At 62.2% G+C, this 15,852-nt stretch carries 14 protein-coding genes and 1 pseudogene; all 15 read right to left on the bottom strand.

Going from position 1 to position 15,852, the window contains the following annotated elements; translation table 11 throughout:
• Window positions 1-17 precede the first annotated feature (17 nt).
• Window positions 18-986, bottom strand: a complete 969-nt coding sequence (fliM, locus tag ABVN20_RS00075) for a flagellar motor switch protein FliM (RefSeq protein ID WP_368553065.1) — start codon at window positions 984-986, stop codon at window positions 18-20.
• 9 nt (window positions 987-995) lie between these two features.
• The gene (gene fliL, locus ABVN20_RS00070) at window positions 996-1,499 is read right to left on the bottom strand and encodes a flagellar basal body-associated protein FliL (RefSeq protein WP_368553063.1); all 504 of its coding nucleotides are present in this window, start codon (window positions 1,497-1,499) and stop codon (window positions 996-998) included.
• Between the two features lie 197 nt (window positions 1,500-1,696).
• A complete protein-coding gene (locus ABVN20_RS00065) occupies window positions 1,697-3,067 on the bottom strand; it encodes a flagellar hook-length control protein FliK (protein WP_368553061.1) in 1,371 nt (456 codons plus the stop codon).
• 82 nt (window positions 3,068-3,149) lie between these two features.
• Window positions 3,150-3,518 (bottom strand): Hpt domain-containing protein, encoded by a 369-nt coding sequence (locus ABVN20_RS00060; protein WP_368553059.1) that lies wholly within the window; start codon window positions 3,516-3,518, stop codon window positions 3,150-3,152.
• A 30-nt stretch (window positions 3,519-3,548) separates the two neighbouring features.
• Window positions 3,549-5,255, bottom strand: coding sequence for a SpoIIE family protein phosphatase (locus tag ABVN20_RS00055; RefSeq protein WP_368554537.1), 1,707 nt, complete (start codon window positions 5,253-5,255; stop codon window positions 3,549-3,551).
• Between the two features lie 5 nt (window positions 5,256-5,260).
• Entirely contained in the window at window positions 5,261-5,566 is a 306-nt protein-coding gene (locus ABVN20_RS00050; RefSeq protein ID WP_368553058.1) for an STAS domain-containing protein, read from the bottom strand.
• 138 nt (window positions 5,567-5,704) lie between these two features.
• Complete coding sequence (gene fliJ / locus ABVN20_RS00045; RefSeq protein ID WP_368553056.1) at window positions 5,705-6,154, bottom strand: flagellar export protein FliJ; 450 nt, start codon at window positions 6,152-6,154, stop codon at window positions 5,705-5,707.
• A gap of 6 nt (window positions 6,155-6,160) precedes the next feature.
• Window positions 6,161-7,519 (bottom strand): flagellar protein export ATPase FliI, encoded by a 1,359-nt coding sequence (gene fliI, locus ABVN20_RS00040; protein WP_368553054.1) that lies wholly within the window; start codon window positions 7,517-7,519, stop codon window positions 6,161-6,163.
• Window positions 7,509-8,309 (bottom strand): flagellar assembly protein FliH, encoded by an 801-nt coding sequence (gene fliH / locus ABVN20_RS00035; protein WP_368553052.1) that lies wholly within the window; start codon window positions 8,307-8,309, stop codon window positions 7,509-7,511. Before fliH ends, fliI begins: the two co-directional genes overlap by 11 nt.
• 7 nt (window positions 8,310-8,316) lie before the next feature.
• Window positions 8,317-9,336 carry a flagellar motor switch protein FliG gene (gene fliG / locus ABVN20_RS00030; protein WP_192302130.1) on the bottom strand — a complete coding sequence of 340 codons (1,020 nt, stop codon included), beginning with the start codon at window positions 9,334-9,336 and terminating at the stop codon, window positions 8,317-8,319.
• Window positions 9,329-11,116: a flagellar basal-body MS-ring/collar protein FliF gene (gene fliF / locus ABVN20_RS00025; RefSeq protein WP_368553050.1), complete on the bottom strand. Its 1,788-nt coding sequence runs from the start codon at window positions 11,114-11,116 to the stop codon at window positions 9,329-9,331. Before fliF ends, fliG begins: the two co-directional genes overlap by 8 nt.
• 15 nt (window positions 11,117-11,131) lie before the next feature.
• Window positions 11,132-11,458: a flagellar hook-basal body complex protein FliE gene (gene fliE, locus ABVN20_RS00020; RefSeq protein WP_368553048.1), complete on the bottom strand. Its 327-nt coding sequence runs from the start codon at window positions 11,456-11,458 to the stop codon at window positions 11,132-11,134.
• Between the two features lie 135 nt (window positions 11,459-11,593).
• Window positions 11,594-12,979, bottom strand: a complete 1,386-nt coding sequence (locus ABVN20_RS00015; protein WP_368553046.1) for a sigma-54-dependent transcriptional regulator — start codon at window positions 12,977-12,979, stop codon at window positions 11,594-11,596.
• 5 nt (window positions 12,980-12,984) lie between these two features.
• On the bottom strand, window positions 12,985-14,190 hold the full coding sequence (locus tag ABVN20_RS00010) for a PAS domain-containing sensor histidine kinase (protein WP_368554536.1): 1,206 nt from the start codon (window positions 14,188-14,190) through the stop codon (window positions 12,985-12,987).
• Between the two features lie 128 nt (window positions 14,191-14,318).
• Window positions 14,319-15,795 (bottom strand): annotated as a pseudogene (locus ABVN20_RS00005) (sigma-54 dependent transcriptional regulator).
• Window positions 15,796-15,852: the final 57 nt, after the last annotated feature.

The following is a 15,852-nucleotide window of genomic DNA, read 5'->3' as shown; positions in this document are numbered from 1 at the left end:
ATGGGTAGGAGCGCCGCTCAACGGCGCTCGATCGGCTCGATCACTTGCAACGCGAGGTTGCCCTTGTGCGAACCCATCTTGACCTTGAAGGCCGGCACGCCGTTGGCGCGCATGATCATGTCTTCAGGCATTTCCACCGGGATGATGTCCCCCGGCTGCATGTGCAGGATGTCGCGCAGCTTCAACTGGCGACGGGCGACCGTGGCACCGATCGGCACATCAACATCCAGCACGTCCTGGCGCAGGGCATTGACCCAGCGCTCGTCCTGGTCGTCGAGGTCCGACTGGAAGCCGGCGTCGAGCATTTCGCGCACCGGCTCGATCATCGAGTACGGCATGGTCACGTGCAGGTCGCCGCCACCGCCATCGAGTTCGATGTGGAAGGTCGAGACCACGATGGCCTCGCTCGGGCCGACGATGTTGGCCATGGCCGGGTTCACTTCCGAGTTGATGTACTCGAAGTTCACTTCCATGATCGCCTGCCAGGCTTCCTTCAAGTCGACGAAGGCCTGCTCCAGCACCATGCGCACCACGCGCAGCTCGGTCGGGGTGAATTCACGCCCTTCGATCTTGGCGTGACGGCCATCGCCGCCAAAAAAGTTGTCCACCAGCTTGAACACCAGCTTGGCGTCGAGAATGAACAGCGCCGTGCCGCGCAAAGGCTTGATCTTGACCAGGTTGAGGCTGGTGGGCACGTACAGCGAGTGCACGTATTCGCCGAACTTCATCACCTGCACGCCACCGACCGCCACGTCCGCGGAACGGCGCAGCATGTTGAACATGCTGATGCGCGTGTAGCGGGCAAAACGCTCGTTGATCATTTCCAGGGTCGGCATGCGTCCACGGACGATGCGATCCTGGCTGGTCAGGTCATAGCTTTTGACGCTGCCGGGCTCGGTAGCGGTATCGGTCTGTACCAGACCATCGTCGACGCCATGCAACAGCGCGTCGATCTCATCCTGGGACAGCAGGTCCTGCACGGCCATGTCGTGTTCCTACTGCAGTACGAAATTAGTGAAAAGCAACTGTTCAACGACTACTTTGCCGAGCTCTTTCTGCGCCACTTCCTGGACGCTGGCAGTGGCTTTCTGACGCAGCATTTCCTGACCGACCGGCGATGCCAGGGTGGCGAAATCCTGCGCGGAAAACAGCATGACCAGGTTGTTGCGGATCACTGGCATGTGAACTTTGAGGGCATCCAGGTCCGCCTGGTTGCGCGCCATCATGGTGATGCTCACCTGCATGTAGCGCTGACGGCCGTTCTGGTTGTAGTTGGCCACGAATGCGGGCAGCAGCGCCTCGAAAATCGCCGCCTGCTTGCCGACCGGAGCGGCTTCGACCGGGGCGGCAGGCTTGCTCTGGCTGCTGTGCATGAAGTACCAGGTGGCCCCTACCGACAAGCCGATCGCCAGCAGCAGCGCTATCACGCCTGCAATGATCAGCTTGAGTTTGCCTTTGGTTGCGGGGTCTTTTACTGCTGCAGCTTCGCTCTTCGCCATGCCAATAATCCGTCACTATTCGGGGGTAAACAGTTGCACGGATAGGGGAGAGCAAGTGTTATGCCAGAACCTTGTGCGGGGCACCACAAACCACTGTGGGAGCGAGCCTGCTCGCGATGCGGCCAGTCAGGCACCCATCGGTGACTGAAAATCGCATCGCGAGCAGGCTCGCTCCCACAAGTGACCTGCGTGAATAATCAGGCGTAGTAATCGACTGCACTGGTGCCGATCACGCTGGTGGCGGTAGCGGCTGCTTCGGCGATGCTGGTGGCGAGTTCGTCTTCCGGCGTGTCGATCCGACCGCCATTGGCAGTGGCGCGACCGCTCTGGCTCTGTTGCGCCTGCTCCTGGCCTTGCTGCGAACCGCGGGACTGGTCGGACACATTGACGTCGACCTGCCCCATGCCCTGCTGGGCAAACATGTCGCGCAGGCGGTGCATTTGTCCGTCCAGGGCTTCACGCACGCTTGGGTGGGCGCTCATGAACGTCACCTGGGTCTGCTGATCCGGCACCATGTTGACGCGAATATCCAGACGCCCCAGCTCCGCCGGTTGCAACTGGATGTCGGCCGCCTTGAGATTGGCGCTGGACAGGTACATGACCCGGTTCACCACCTCCTCGGTCCAGCCGTTCTGATGCATGGCGATCGGCTGGTTGACCGGCACCGCATTGGCGGTTTTCGGTGTGGCCGCCTGGGTCAGTGCGGCCAGGCGATTGGCGAAGTCATCGACACGGGTGTCGCTGCTGGCGGACTTCAAGTCCTTGAGGCCATCACTGATCAACCCGCTGAAGGCCTTTTCTCCACCCTGACTGGTGCTGTCCTTGTCAGCCTGGACGTCGAGCATGCTCGCCATGCCGGCGGCGAAGTTCTGTGCCGAAGTCGGTTCGCCGTCAGCCTGGGCCTGCGCAGGGGTTGGCGCGGCCTTGGGCTGGGCCTGACTGGCGGCGGAAATATGACCGCCCTGCTCCATCGCCATGCGCACGGCCGGCAAGGCATCGAGCGGATCGGCTTCAGGATCGAAATCGCTGTCAGCCGCCACGGCTGGCTGCGCCGCAACCACGGCGACGGCAACCGGGGCTTCAACCTGCGGCTGCACGACAGCGGCAACGGGAGGTGCTTGCGGCACCGGCTCGGTCACCACCGGTTGCAGCTCGGGCAGCAGCGCCGGGTCGAGGGCAGGATCAGTCGGCGTCGTGCCGGCGACCGGCGTCGCCGCCTCGTCCGCGGTATCGTCACTGGCAGTCTTGTCATCGGCGGACGCCGGTTTTTCGGCGGGCAAGGATTTGCCGCTATCGGCAACCGTCGGCTCGGGGGCGGCAGACTTGTTGTCGCTGACGTCCTTCTTGCCGGCGTTGTCCGCCGCCTTTTCCGGCACCTTGTCGCGGGTCGGCTTGACCGGCGCATCAGTGGCGGCGAAGGGCTTGTTCTGAGCCTGGTTGGCATAGACCTGAGCGAAGCTGGACGCCTTGTCCCCGGGCTCTGCGGTCAGCGCCGTTGAATTGGCGGAGGCGGCTTGAGTCTTGGCCTGCGCGGTGGCCTGAAGAAGAATATTGGGGGTAACGGGCATGAAGCGGTCTCCGCGCACTGGAATTCGTAAGTACAGTTGCGCAGATTACTGCAAGGGTTGAGCCAGCTTTGCCCAACCCCGGTTAAAAACGCTGAATGGTCTGGTTTTCAGCGAGAGAACGTCGGCGCTCCGCTTCGTACATAGGACGAACGATGGCGAACTCGCCATCAATGTCGGCGATCAGTTGCTCGATGCCTTGCAAGGGCGGTCGTTTGCTGCGCTGCTCCAGCTCATGGCAGAGCCGTGCGAGGCGCGTGGCGCCCATGTTGCTGCAACTGCCCTTGAAACTGTGCGCTGTGGCACCCAGCGTTTCGGCATCGCCAGCCTGATGCAGCACGCTCAATCGTTCGGTGCAGTCGATGAGAAAAGTATCGAGCAACGCCGGATACTCATCCTCCATGACCTCTTGCAACGCATTGAGCACGTCGCGGTCCAGATGTGTGTCAGCCACTTGCTCACTCCTTGATCAAGAATGCGTGGATTATGCCAGAGCCTCCCAGAAAAACTCCACGCGGGCGGTACGACCATCGTCAGACCAGTGGGCATTGTGGCCCAACTGGCGAATCAGGCTGACGCCACGACCCGACAGACGGATGCTGTCAACGGGGCGCGCCATGACCCTTTCGACATCAAAACCCTTGCCACTGTCTTCGACCTGAATCATCAGGCAGCCGCCGCCTTCCTTTGGCGCGACCCGCAAATGCACCCGTACGAAGCCCTCTTGCAGCTCCTCCAGACGCGCATTGCGCTGTTGATAGTAGCGGGTAAAACCCGAGGCATCACGCTTGAGGCTCGAGTCCAGCCCCAGCACGCCATGCTCCAGGGCATTGGAATACAACTCCGCGAGCACGCTGTACAGCGCCCCGCTCTGCGCGCGCAAACCATGCACTTCCAGCAGCAGTTGCAGCAGGTACGGCAGTGGGTTGAAGCGCTTGAGCGTCGCGGCGCGGAACTCGAAACTCACCGACCAGTCCAGCGGGCAGGACTGGCCGCTGTCGGAATAGACCAGTGCCGGCGGGCTCAGCTGAGCGGCTTCCACCAGGCTGACTTCGACCATGCTGACATCGTCGCGGGCTTCGCCACGGAAGTTGTGCAAGGCCTGCTCGATCTCTTCGAACAGCCGGTCCGGATCCTGGTTGGCCGCGAACACTTGCTGCAAGCGCTCGACGCCGAACAGGTGCTCGTTGGCGTCACAGGTGTCGATCACCCCGTCGGAGAGCAGGAAGACCCGATCGCCCACCGCCATGGGGTAGACCTCGGTACGGTCGTCGAAGGTCTGCGGGCTCAGCACGCCGAGCGGCAAATGCCGGGCCTTGAGCGCCGTACGCTCGCCGCTGGCTATGTTGTGCAGGTAACCGTCGGGCATGCCGCCATTCCACACCTCGACCGAGCGTCGCTGGAAACTCAGGCACAGCAGGGTCGCACAACAGAACATGTCCACCGGCAGGATGCGCTTGAGTTTGGCGTTCATCTCCCGCAGGGTTTCGCTCAGACCATAACCCTTGGCGGTCATGCCATAGAACACCTCGGCCAGCGGCATCGCCCCCACCGCCGCGGGCAAGCCGTGGCCGGTAAAGTCCCCCAGCAATACATGCATGTCGCCGGCCGGGGTGAACGCTGCCAGCAGCAAGTCCCCGTTGAACAGCGCATAGGGCGATTGCAGGTAACGGATATTGCGGGCATTCAGACAGCCGGAATGGGCGACCTTGTCGAACACCGCCTTGGCCACCCGCTGTTCGTTCAACAGGTAATCGTGGTGCCGGGCAATCTGGTCGCGTTGCTCGAGCACGGTGGCCTGCAACCGGCGCAAGCGATCCATCGCCTTGATTTTGGCGGTGAGGATCACCTGGTTGTACGGTTTTGCCAGAAAGTCGTCGCCTCCGGCCTCCAGGCAACGGGCCAGCGCCTCGCTCTCAGTGAGCGAGGTCAGGAAAATGATCGGCACCAGGGTTTCGCCGGCCAGCGCCTTGATCTGCCGCGCCGCTTCGAAGCCGTCCATGACGGGCATCATCGCGTCCATCAACACCAGTTGCGGCCGTTGCTGACGAAAGGCTTCGACCGCCTGCGCACCATTGGCCGCCGTGAGCACTTGATGCCCCTGGCGCCGGACGATACTCGACAGCAACATGCGATCGGCCGCACTGTCCTCGGCGATCAGTATCGTCAGCGTCTCCACCACCGGTTGCACGCTGTTCACACCACGTCGAAGATCTGTTCGAAGTTGGAAATGGCGAGGATCTTGCGCACATCGGCGTTGGCGTGGGTCAACCTGATCTCGGCATTCTCGCCACCGGCGTGATCACGCAACAACAGCAACATGCCGAGCGCCGAACTGTCGAGGTAGGTGGCGTCCTTGAGGTTCACTTCGAAAAAGTCTGGCTTTGGCTGGAGGTGTTCGTAAGATTCGCGAAAGGCTTGATGCTTGGCGAAATCAAAACGCCCCTTGATGGAAATCGTCAGCTTTTGCCCATTGGGAGAGACTTCTGTAACGACTGACATTGGACGGCTTCCTTGTCATTTTTGAACAATGTTGTACAAGGTTTAGCACTTGGTGAAGGTTGGGGCAAGGCTCAAGATGGTGGTGTCATCGAGGACGCCATCGCGAGCAGGCTCGCTCCCACAATCTGATTGACTGACTCAGTACGGATTCTCCCGCGGCAGCCGCTGGGACAACTCATCGAGCAGCTTCTGCTCGCGCTTGTCTTCCAGTTGCCGGGCTTCGTCGGCGTAGCGCTGCACCAGCTTGCGCAGGCCCTCGACCCGGGCGTACGCCTGCTGCCAGGTTTCCCGCGCCTTGTTCAGGTTATTCTGGTGCCAGACCAGGCTTTGGCGCTGCTGGTCGATCGCCACGCCCAACTGTGCGAGAAAGCCCTGATAGCCCAGCAGCCATTGGCCAGAAACGCCGCCACTGCCGCGAACGATCCACTGTTCCTGATAATCGAGACGGAACGCCTCCAGGTCGGCAAGCTTGCTTTCAGCCAGGCGCACCTGGCCCTGGAAATGACCGAGGCGCTGCACGGCGGTTTTCTCGGCCTTTTCGGCCATTTCCACCACCGGCGCAAGGCGCCCTGCCCGACTCTGGGCCATGACCGGTTACCCGCCGGCCGCCGGCGCGAAGATCGCGCCGAGATAGGCTTCGCTCTCGCCCAGGCTGATGCTGTCGTTGAGCCCCTGGCGCAGATACTTGACCAGTTGCGGCTGCAGGGAGATCGCCAGGTCGGTTTCCCGGTCGCCACCGGCGACGTAGGCGCCCACGCTGATCAGGTCGCGACTCTGTTGGTAGCGCGACCACAGCTGCTTGAAATACTGCGCACGGGTCATGTGCTCCGGCGACACCACCGCCGGCATCACCCGGCTGATGGACGCTTCGATATCAATCGCCGGGTAATGCCCTTCTTCAGCCAGGCGCCGGGACAGGACAATGTGCCCGTCGAGCACACCCCGCGCCGAGTCGGCAATCGGATCCTGCTGGTCATCGCCTTCGGACAGTACGGTGTAGAACGCGGTGATCGAACCACCACCCTTCTCGGCATTACCGGCGCGCTCCACCAGCTTCGGCAACTTGGCGAACACCGATGGCGGGTAACCCTTGGTCGCCGGCGGCTCGCCAATGGCCAGGGCGATTTCCCGCTGGGCCTGGGCGAAACGGGTCAGCGAGTCCATCAGCAACAGGACGTTCTTGCCCTTGTCGCGGAAGTATTCGGCGATGCGCGTGCAATACATCGCGGCGCGCATGCGCATCAGCGGCGCATCGTCCGCCGGGGACGCCACCACCACCGAACGCTTGAGGCCTTCTTCACCGAGAATGTGCTCGATGAATTCCTTCACCTCACGACCCCGCTCACCGATCAGGCCGACGACGATGATGTCGGCCTCGGTAAAGCGCGTCATCATGCCCAACAGCACACTCTTACCGACGCCGGTACCGGCGAACAGGCCGAGTCGCTGGCCCCGGCCGACGGTCAGCAAGCCGTTGATGGAGCGAATGCCGACGTCCAGTGGCTCACTGATCGGGTGACGCTTGAGGGGGTTGATCGTCGGGCCGTCCATCGGCACCCAGTCTTCGGCCTTCATCCCGCCCTTGCCGTCCAGCGCACGACCGGCGCCGTCCAGCACACGCCCGAGCATGCTCATCCCCATCGGCAAGCGGCCGGTGTCCGCCAACGGCACGACACGTGCGCCGGGGGCGATCCCCGCCACGCTGCCCACGGGCATCAGGAACACCTTGCTGCCGGAAAAGCCCATGACTTCGGCTTCGACCTGCACCGGGTGGTAACTGTCGTCGTTGATGACCATGCAGCGACTGCCCATGGCTGCGCGCAAGCCCTCAGCTTCGAGCGTCAGGCCGACCATGCGCAGCAAACGACCTTCGAGGATCGGTGCGCCGGCCAACTCCGTGGCCTCGGCGTAGCTGCCCAGGCGCTTGGCGAAGCTGGTGCGGTCAAGGCGCATCGGGGTCTTCCGGCTCTGGCTCGACAGCCGGTGCAGCAGCGACCGGCAGCTCCAGGCTCAGATCAGGCGCGGCCGGGTGCAGGGCCTGTTCATGCAATTGATCGAACAGTTTGTCCATGACTCGGGCCACCCGCGTTTCGATCGTGGCGTCGATACGGCTGTGCTCGGTCTCGACCCGGCAGCCGCCCGGCAACAGGGCTTCGTCCTCGACGATGCGCCAGGTTTCTTCGTGGCGCTCGCGCAAGGCTTTGACCTGCTCGAAATCCTGCGGGTTGATGTACAGGCGCACGTTGCCCACACCCAGCGGCAACAGCTTGAGGGCGTCGCGCATGACGTGTTCGATCTGCGTCGAGTCGATGGCCAGCTCGCGCTGAATCACCTGCCTGGTGATGTGCTGCACGAGGTCGACCAGCGACTTCTCGATTTGCGTGTCCTGTTCGGCGATAGGCTCGAACAGGTTGGCCATCAGTTGCTCCAGCGCAGCGACTTTCGGCGTGAGGGCGGCTTCGGCCTCCTGACGGACCTTGATCGTGGTGCTGTGAAAACCCTCTTTCTCGCCCGTGGCGAAGCCTTCGTTGTAGGCTTCCTGACGAATGGCTTCGAGTTCCTCGAGGGTCAGCGGCTGGACTTCCTCCAGCGGCACTTCCTCGATTTCCGGCAGCTCGGGTTCCGGCTCAGGCTCGGGCTCCGGCACATGCGGGTCGAAACTGGGCAGCGACCAGACATCAAAACCTCCGACATCCCTGGCGCGGATCAGGTCGGAGGGGGACTCATCATGTTTGGACGGCATAGTGAACTTAGATCATCTCTTCGCCGCCCTTCCCGCCGAGAACGATTTCTCCGGCTTCGGCCATACGGCGAGCGATGGTGAGGATTTCCTTCTGTGCGGTTTCCACGTCGCTGACGCGCACCGGGCCCTTGGCCTCGAGGTCGTCGCGCAACAGTTCGGCCGCCCGTTTGGACATGTTCTTGAAGATCTTCTCCTTGACGCCTTCGTCCGAACCCTTGAGGGCCAGGACCAGCACGTCGGAAGACACTTCGCGCAGCAGCGCCTGAATACCGCGGTCGTCGACATCGGCCAGGTTGTTGAACACGAACATGAGGTCTTCGATCTGACCGGACAGGTCTTCGTCGACTTCGCGGATCGAGTCCATGAGCTGACCTTCGATCGAGCTGTCGAGGAAGTTCATGATGTCGGCCGCACGCTTGATGCCACCCAGGGTGGTGCGCGAGGCATTCGAGTTGCCGGAGAACTGCTTCTCGAGAATCTGGTTGAGTTCCTTCAGGGCAGCCGGTTGCACGGTGTTCAACGAAGAAACCCGCAGGATGATGTCCAGGCGCACCTTATGGTCGAAGTTGCCCAGCACTTCACCGGCCTGATCGGGGTCGAGGTACGCCACGACGATCGCCTGGATCTGTGGGTGCTCGTAACGGATCACGTCGGCGACGGCGCGCGGCTCCATCCATTTCAGGCTGTCGAGGCCGCTGGTGTTGCCACCCAGCAGGATGCGGTCGATCAGGCCGTTGGCCTTGTCTTCGCCCAGGGCCTGGGTGAGCATTTTGCGCACGTAGTCATCGGAACCGACGCCCAGGCTGGTCTGATCGCCGACGATGTCGACGAACTCGCTCATGACCTGCTCGACCTGTTCGCGATGCACGTTACCCATCTGCGCCATGGCCACACCCACACGCTGGACCTCTTTGGGGCCCATGTGGCGCAACACCTGCGCAGCATCGGTAGACCCCAGGGACAGCAGCAGAATCGCGGCTTTGTCGACCCGGGTCAGTTTGGCGGCAACGGCTCGGTTATCACTCATCTGCGTTAATCCACTCTTTCACGACCTGGGCCACGCGACCCGGATCTTCTGCCACCAAACTCTTGATTGCGTTCAACTGTGCGTCATAGCCTTCGCTCGGGCTCGGCAACAGGATACTGGTCGGGCCACCGAGGCTGACGCGATCGTTGGCCAGTTCGCCGTCCAGGCCGCCCATGCCACCGAGTTCCACGTCGCTGCCAATGCCGGCCAGTTGCTTGCCCTTGCCGCCACCGGTGATGTTGTTGAGCACCGGACGCAGCACGCCGAACACCAGCACCAGGATGAACAACACACCCAGCACTTGCTTGACGATGTCCCAGAACCAGGGCTGGGAGTAGAACGGAATGTCGGCAATCACTTCACCGCGATCGGCCGAGAACGGCATGTTGATCACGCTGACGCTGTCGCCACGGCTGGCATCGAAGCCGACGGCGTCCTGCACCAGGCGGGTAAAGCGCGCCAATTCGTCGGCGCTCCATGGCGCACGGGTGGTTTCGCCGTTGGCCGGGTTGACCTTGACCTGATCGTCCACCACCACCGACACCGACAGGCGGTTCAAACGGCCCTGCTGCTGCTTGGTGTGGCTGATGGAACGGTCGAGTTCGAAGTTCTTGGTCGATTGCTGACGCTTGTCTGCCGGGTACGGTGCCAGCATGGGCTGACCGGTGGCCGGGTCCATGATTTGCTGGCCGTTGGCGTCCAGGAGCGGTTGGCCCGGCTGCACCATGCCAGCCTGCGCGGTCGCGCCGCCGGTGGTCTGTGGTGCGGAAGCCGGCGCTGGAGGCTGGTTGCTCAGGGCACCCGGCACGCCTTGCGGGCCGTTGCTGGCGGTACGTTGTTCGTTGACCGACTGCTCGCTGCGCAACGCCGGCTGATCCGGGTTGAATTGCTCGGAAGTCGATTCGACGGCGCTGAAGTCCACGTCGGCGGACACTTCGGCTTTATAACGGTCGTTACCCAGCACCGGCTGCAGGATATTGTGCACGCGCTGGGTCAGCATGCTTTCCATGCGGCGGCTGTAATCGAATTGCTTGCCGGCCATGGTCAGTTCGGAGTTTTCCGCCTGGTCCGAGAGCAGGTTGCCCTTCTGGTCGACGACGGTGATCTGCGATTTGCTCAGTTCGGGAACGCTGGTCGCCACCAGATTGACGATCGCCATCACCTGGCCTGGCTCCAGCGAACGACCGGAGTACAGCTCGACCAGAACCGAAGCGCTTGGCTTGCGCTCATCGCGCACGAATACCGAGCTTTTCGGGATGGCCAGGTGCACACGGGCACCCTTGACGTTGTTCAGGCTGGAAATGGTCCGCGCCAACTCACCTTCCAGGCCGCGACGATAACGGGTCGCTTCCATGAACTGGCTGGTGCCCAGACCCTGTTCCTTGTCGAGAATCTCGAAACCGATGTTGCCGTCACCGGTGGTCACGCCCGCCGCCGCGAGTTTCAGACGAGCACGGGAGACGTCATCGGCCTTGACCAGCAAGGCGCCGGAATTCGGTTCGACGGTATAGGGGATATCCGCGGAAGCCAGGGTGTCCATGACCTGCTTGGCGTCCATACCGGCGAGGCTGCCGTACAGAGGCCGGTAGTCCGGCTGCTGGGACCACAACACCACGGCAAAGCCAATCGCCACGCTCGCAGCCAGGCCGACCAACAGGCCCACCTGACGCAGCATGGTCATCTCGGAGAGGTTTTCCAGGAAGGACAGGCCGAACAACGGCGGTTTGCCGTCTATCGGGGTGGCCTTGGCCGGAACGTTATCGGCGACTGCTTCTGCCATGACTCAATCTCGTCCTTAAACCGGCATCTGCATGATGTCTTGATAGGCTTGAACCAGCTTGTTACGCACCTGGGTCAAGGCCTGGAAAGACACGCTGGCCTTTTGCGAGGCAATCATCACGTCCGTCAAATCGACGCCGCTCTTGCCGATCTCGAAAGCAGTGGCCAATTGGCTGGAGGCCTGCTGGGTATCGTTCACTTTGTTGACGGCCTGACCGAGCATGTCGGAAAAGCTGCTGCCCGCCACTTCAGGGACGGCAGTCGACTTCGGCGCAGACATGGCGTCCATTTGCATGGCACGCATATCCAGCATCAGTCGATTAAATTCAATACCTTGGCTCATGTTCTACTCTCAGTGGCGGCACGCGTTTTTTTGACACTCGCTCAGCGATACAAAGGTGTTAGCAACAAGGGTGCCAGCTCGGCTGGCGCGACCAACAATTCCCCAACCTGGATGGCTCGCTCCCACCGGCAGAAATCAGCTGGCGAACAGATAGGCCTCGACGTCCATGCCCGCATCACGCATTTGCGCCAGTTTGTAGCGCAGGGTGCGCGGGCTGATGCCCAGGCGCTCGGCGGCCTCCTTGCGGCGCCCGCGCTCGGAGCGCAGCGTGTCGATGATCATCTGGAACTCACGGCGGCGCAGGTCGTCTTCCAGCGCCCCCGCCGACTCCGCCTCGATCTCCACGGCACGCACCGGCAACGGCGAGGCCGCCGGCAAGGGCGCACAGGCGACCGGCCCGGCGAGACAGAAATCCTGTGGCTGGATCAAGCCGCCCTGCTGCAGGATCAGCGCTCGCTGAATCGCGTTGTCCAGCTCGCGCACGTTGCCTGGCCACGGGTAAGCGATCAGGCACGCCTGGGCCTCGGGCGACAGCCTTGCCGCCGCATGCTTCATTTTATTGACGTGCTTGAGCAGAAGACGCTCGGCCAGCGGCAGGATGTCGGCGGTACGCTCGCGCAGCGGGCGCCAGGCCAGCGGAAAGACCGACAGCCGATAATACAGGTCCTCACGGAACCGCCCCGCCGCCACTTCCCTGGCCAGATCACGGTTGGTGGTTGCGACCACGCGAATGTCCAGCGTGATCGGTTTGCGCGCGCCGACGCGTTCGACTTCGCGCTCCTGCAACACGCGCAGCAGCTTGGCCTGAAGCCCCAGGGGCATTTCGGAAATTTCATCGAGCAGGATGGTCCCGCCATCCGCCTGCTCGAACTTGCCGGCCTGGGCAGCAATGGCACCGGTAAACGAACCTTTCTCGTGACCGAACAACGTCGCTTCGAGCATGTTGTCGGGAATCGCCGCGCAGTTGATGGCGATGAACGGCTGACTGGCGCGATGCGAATGCTGATGAATGTAGCGTGCCAGGACCTCTTTGCCGGTACCCGACTCGCCGGAAATCAGCACCGTGGAATCACTGCGCGCGACCCTGCCCGCCAGCTCCAGCAATTGCGCACTGGCCGGCTCGACCGCCACAGGACCTTCACGATCGACTGCTCCCGCACTGCCCAGGGCATGACGCGCCACCAGGTCCAGCAGGGCCTTGGGCTCGAACGGCTTGACCAGATAATCCACCGCGCCCTGACGCATGGCGTCCACGGCTCGCTCGACCGCACCGTGGGCGGTCATCAGCAATACGGGCAGTTGCGGCTGACGGGTGCGCAGCAGGCCCAGCAACTGATGGCCGTCCATGCCCGGCATATTGACGTCGCTGAGCACCAGGCCGAAGGCTTCGCCCCCCACCGCTTCCAGCGCCTCTTCCGCCGAACCGACAGCCTTGTAGTCATACCCTGCGAGCAACAACGTGTCGGTCAGTGCCTCGCGTAGCGCGCGGTCATCCTCGACCAGTAAAACCTTGATTGCCATGTCCTTCACTCCGCTCCCTGAGCGCTGAGCCTTTCACCGGTGAACAGCGGCAGGACGACCTGCGCGCATGTGCCTCGACCGGGTCGCGAGCGCAACCGCAACTCTCCCTGATGTGCACGTGCCACGGCCTTGACCACGGTCAGGCCCAGACCGGTTCCGGTGGCCTTGGTGGTAAAAAACGGTTCGCCGAGACGCGCCAGCACCTTTTGATCAATGCCACTGCCGTTATCGCTGACCGAGACCCGCAGGTTGTTGTCGCGGGTGTAGAGATGGACTTTCAAGCGAACGTCACCCGCTCCGGCCTGGATGGCGTTCTCGATCAGGTTGAGAATGGACCCCACCAGAGTGTCGCGATTACACAGCACCTCGCCGGCATGGCTGTCGCACTGCCAACGAACCGGCAGGCCCTGGACATGGGTCGAGGCCGCCGATTGCAGCGACTGCAACAACATCTTCGGCGTGACGCGATCGGTCAGCGGCAATTCACCGCGCGCAAACACCAGCATGTCGCGCACCTGATGCTCCAACTCGTGCAGGCGCTCCTTCAGCCGTCCGGCAAAGCGCTGCTGCGTGTCGACCGGCAGTTCCTGCTCGGTCAGATGACTGGCGTACAGCAACGCAGCGGACAACGGCGTACGGATTTGATGGGCCAGCGAGGCGACCATCCGTCCAAGGGACGACAGACGCTCATGGCGCGCCAGTTGATCTTGCAGGTGGCGGGTCTCGGTCAGGTCGTTGAGCAGCACCAACTGGCCGGGCTCGGCGTCCAGCGAGCGCGTGGCGATCGACAGGCGCCGACCGTCCTTGAGCGAGATTTCATGGCCGTCGTCTTCGCGCGGAGCGAAACAGCGGGCAATCACGTGACGCCACAGCTCGCCTTCCAGGGGCAGGCCGAGCAGTTCGCAGGCCGCCGGGTTGGCTTCGCGCACAATGCCTTGAGCGTCGATGACGATCACGCCACCGGGCAACAGGTCGAGGAGGTTTTGCAGGCGATTGGCAAGCCGTTCTTTTTCCGCCAGTTCCTGCATGCGCTGGGCACTGACGACCGCCAGCTCACCCTTGAGCTCGGTGACCCGGGCTTCCAGCAGGCTGTAGGAGTCAGTCAATTGGCTGGACATCTGATTGAACAGCGCAAAGGCCTGCTCGAGGCCTTGCCGGCTCGCCTGCTCTACGGACGACGGGTGCCCCGAAGTGTCAGGGGCAGAAGACATCTGGGCGGCTTGGGGCATCGTGCTCTCTCGCGTGGCTGACCGTCAGTGAAACGGAACGTTGCGAGGGACTTAGCAATACCCGTGCCTAAAAAAAACCACCCGAAAATGAAGGACTTGAAAAACAGGCGTCAATCATCCGCCTGTTCATCACCTTCACGACGGCTCATGCCGTACTTGCGCATCTTCTCCACCAGGGTGGTGCGACGAATACGCAGACGCTCGGCCGCGCGCGCAACGATGCCATTGGCGTCGTCCAGCGCCTGCTGGATCAGCCCTTGTTCCAGGCCGCCCAGGTAATCCTTCAGATCCAGGCCTTCAGGCGGCAGCATGGCGCTGGCGGTGAAGTCCGGGGTATGACCATTGATGGCCACACGCTCTTCCAGATCATTGCGCAGGCTGTCGACCAACTGCTCGTCTTCGTCATCGACGTAGCGGAATTTCTTCGGCAGCTCGACCACGCCGATCACGCCGTACGGGTGCATGATCGCCATGCGCTCGACCAGGTTGGCCAGCTCCCGGACGTTGCCCGGCCAGCCATGGCGGCACAGCGACATGATCGCCGCGGAATTGAAACGGATCGAACCACGCTTCTCGTGCTCCATGCGCGAGATCAACTCGTTCATCAGCAACGGGATGTCTTCCACACGCTCTCGCAGCGGCGCCATTTCGATCGGGAATACGTTCAGGCGGTAATACAGGTCTTCGCGGAAGGAGCCCACCTCGATCATGCTTTCGAGGTTCTTGTGGGTCGCCGCAATGATGCGCACATCGACGCTCTGGGTCTTGTTGCTGCCCACGCGCTCGAAGGTGCGTTCCTGCAACACACGCAAAAGCTTGACCTGCATCGGCAACGGCATGTCGCCGATTTCATCGAGGAACAGCGTGCCGCCGTTGGCCAGCTCGAAACGCCCGGCGCGGCTGGTGATTGCCCCGGTGAAGGCGCCCTTCTCATGGCCGAACAGTTCGCTTTCCAGCAGCTCTGCCGGGATCGCCCCGCAATTGACTGGCACGAATGGCGCGTCGCGACGCTTGGAGTGGTAATGCAGATTACGTGCGACCACTTCCTTGCCGGTCCCGGACTCGCCGAGGATCAGTACGCTGGCATCGGTGTCGGCGACTTGCTGCATCATCTGGCGCACGTGCTGAATCGCCCGGCTGGTGCCGACAAGGCTGCGGAACAGGTTGGGTTCACGGTGACGACCGCGCTCGCGGGCCTGGTCGTACATCTCGCGATAGACCTGGGCACGGTGCAGCGAATCGAGCAGCTTGCTGTAGCTGGGCGGCATCTCGAGGGACGAAAGCACACGGCGGCGCTGGTCTTCGGGCAGGTCAATGGAAGAATTATCGCCCATTAACAAAACCGGAAGGAACTCATCCCAGGTTGCGAGTGTGCTTTAGCAAGCCCCCAAGCGCGCCAGGAGCATTGACCGTCCCGATGAGGACACAGATCACTTCACGACTTGATGACAAAGAGCCGACAGCCTGCTGCCAGTCATGGCTACCGCAGGGTAAATTTTCTTCGCCAAGAAAATTCAAGATCACCGCCAGGTCGCGGCGGCGGACGCTATCGTCATCGATCAGCAGAATTTTGGTTTCACGCCACATGCAATAGCAACTTCCCTAGTCAACTCAATGCCCGAAAATGAGGGGGCAAGCGTATAT

This window comes from Pseudomonas sp. MYb118 (assembly GCF_040947875.1).
GTDB lineage: Bacteria > Pseudomonadota > Gammaproteobacteria > Pseudomonadales > Pseudomonadaceae > Aquipseudomonas.
This window is presented reverse-complemented; position numbering and strand designations above follow the sequence as displayed.

What these genes read in the sequence shown, in the direction of transcription:
- fliM (WP_368553065.1), bottom strand. Translation starts at nt 986, where the DNA reads ATGGCCGTGCAGGACCTGCTGTCCCAGGATGAGATCGACGCGCTGTTG.
- fliH (WP_368553052.1), bottom strand. Translation starts at nt 8,309, where the DNA reads ATGCCGTCCAAACATGATGAGTCCCCCTCCGACCTGATCCGCGCCAGG.
- fliG (WP_192302130.1), bottom strand. Translation starts at nt 9,336, where the DNA reads ATGAGTGATAACCGAGCCGTTGCCGCCAAACTGACCCGGGTCGACAAA.
- ABVN20_RS00015 (WP_368553046.1), bottom strand. Translation starts at nt 12,979, where the DNA reads ATGGCAATCAAGGTTTTACTGGTCGAGGATGACCGCGCGCTACGCGAG.
- fliJ (WP_368553056.1), bottom strand. Translation starts at nt 6,154, where the DNA reads ATGGCCCAGAGTCGGGCAGGGCGCCTTGCGCCGGTGGTGGAAATGGCC.
- fliF (WP_368553050.1), bottom strand. Translation starts at nt 11,116, where the DNA reads ATGGCAGAAGCAGTCGCCGATAACGTTCCGGCCAAGGCCACCCCGATA.
- fliL (WP_368553063.1), bottom strand. Translation starts at nt 1,499, where the DNA reads ATGGCGAAGAGCGAAGCTGCAGCAGTAAAAGACCCCGCAACCAAAGGC.
- fliE (WP_368553048.1), bottom strand. Translation starts at nt 11,458, where the DNA reads ATGAGCCAAGGTATTGAATTTAATCGACTGATGCTGGATATGCGTGCC.
- ABVN20_RS00050 (WP_368553058.1), bottom strand. Translation starts at nt 5,566, where the DNA reads ATGTCAGTCGTTACAGAAGTCTCTCCCAATGGGCAAAAGCTGACGATT.
- ABVN20_RS00065 (WP_368553061.1), bottom strand. Translation starts at nt 3,067, where the DNA reads ATGCCCGTTACCCCCAATATTCTTCTTCAGGCCACCGCGCAGGCCAAG.
- fliI (WP_368553054.1), bottom strand. Translation starts at nt 7,519, where the DNA reads ATGCGCCTTGACCGCACCAGCTTCGCCAAGCGCCTGGGCAGCTACGCC.
- ABVN20_RS00010 (WP_368554536.1), bottom strand. Translation starts at nt 14,190, where the DNA reads ATGTCTTCTGCCCCTGACACTTCGGGGCACCCGTCGTCCGTAGAGCAG.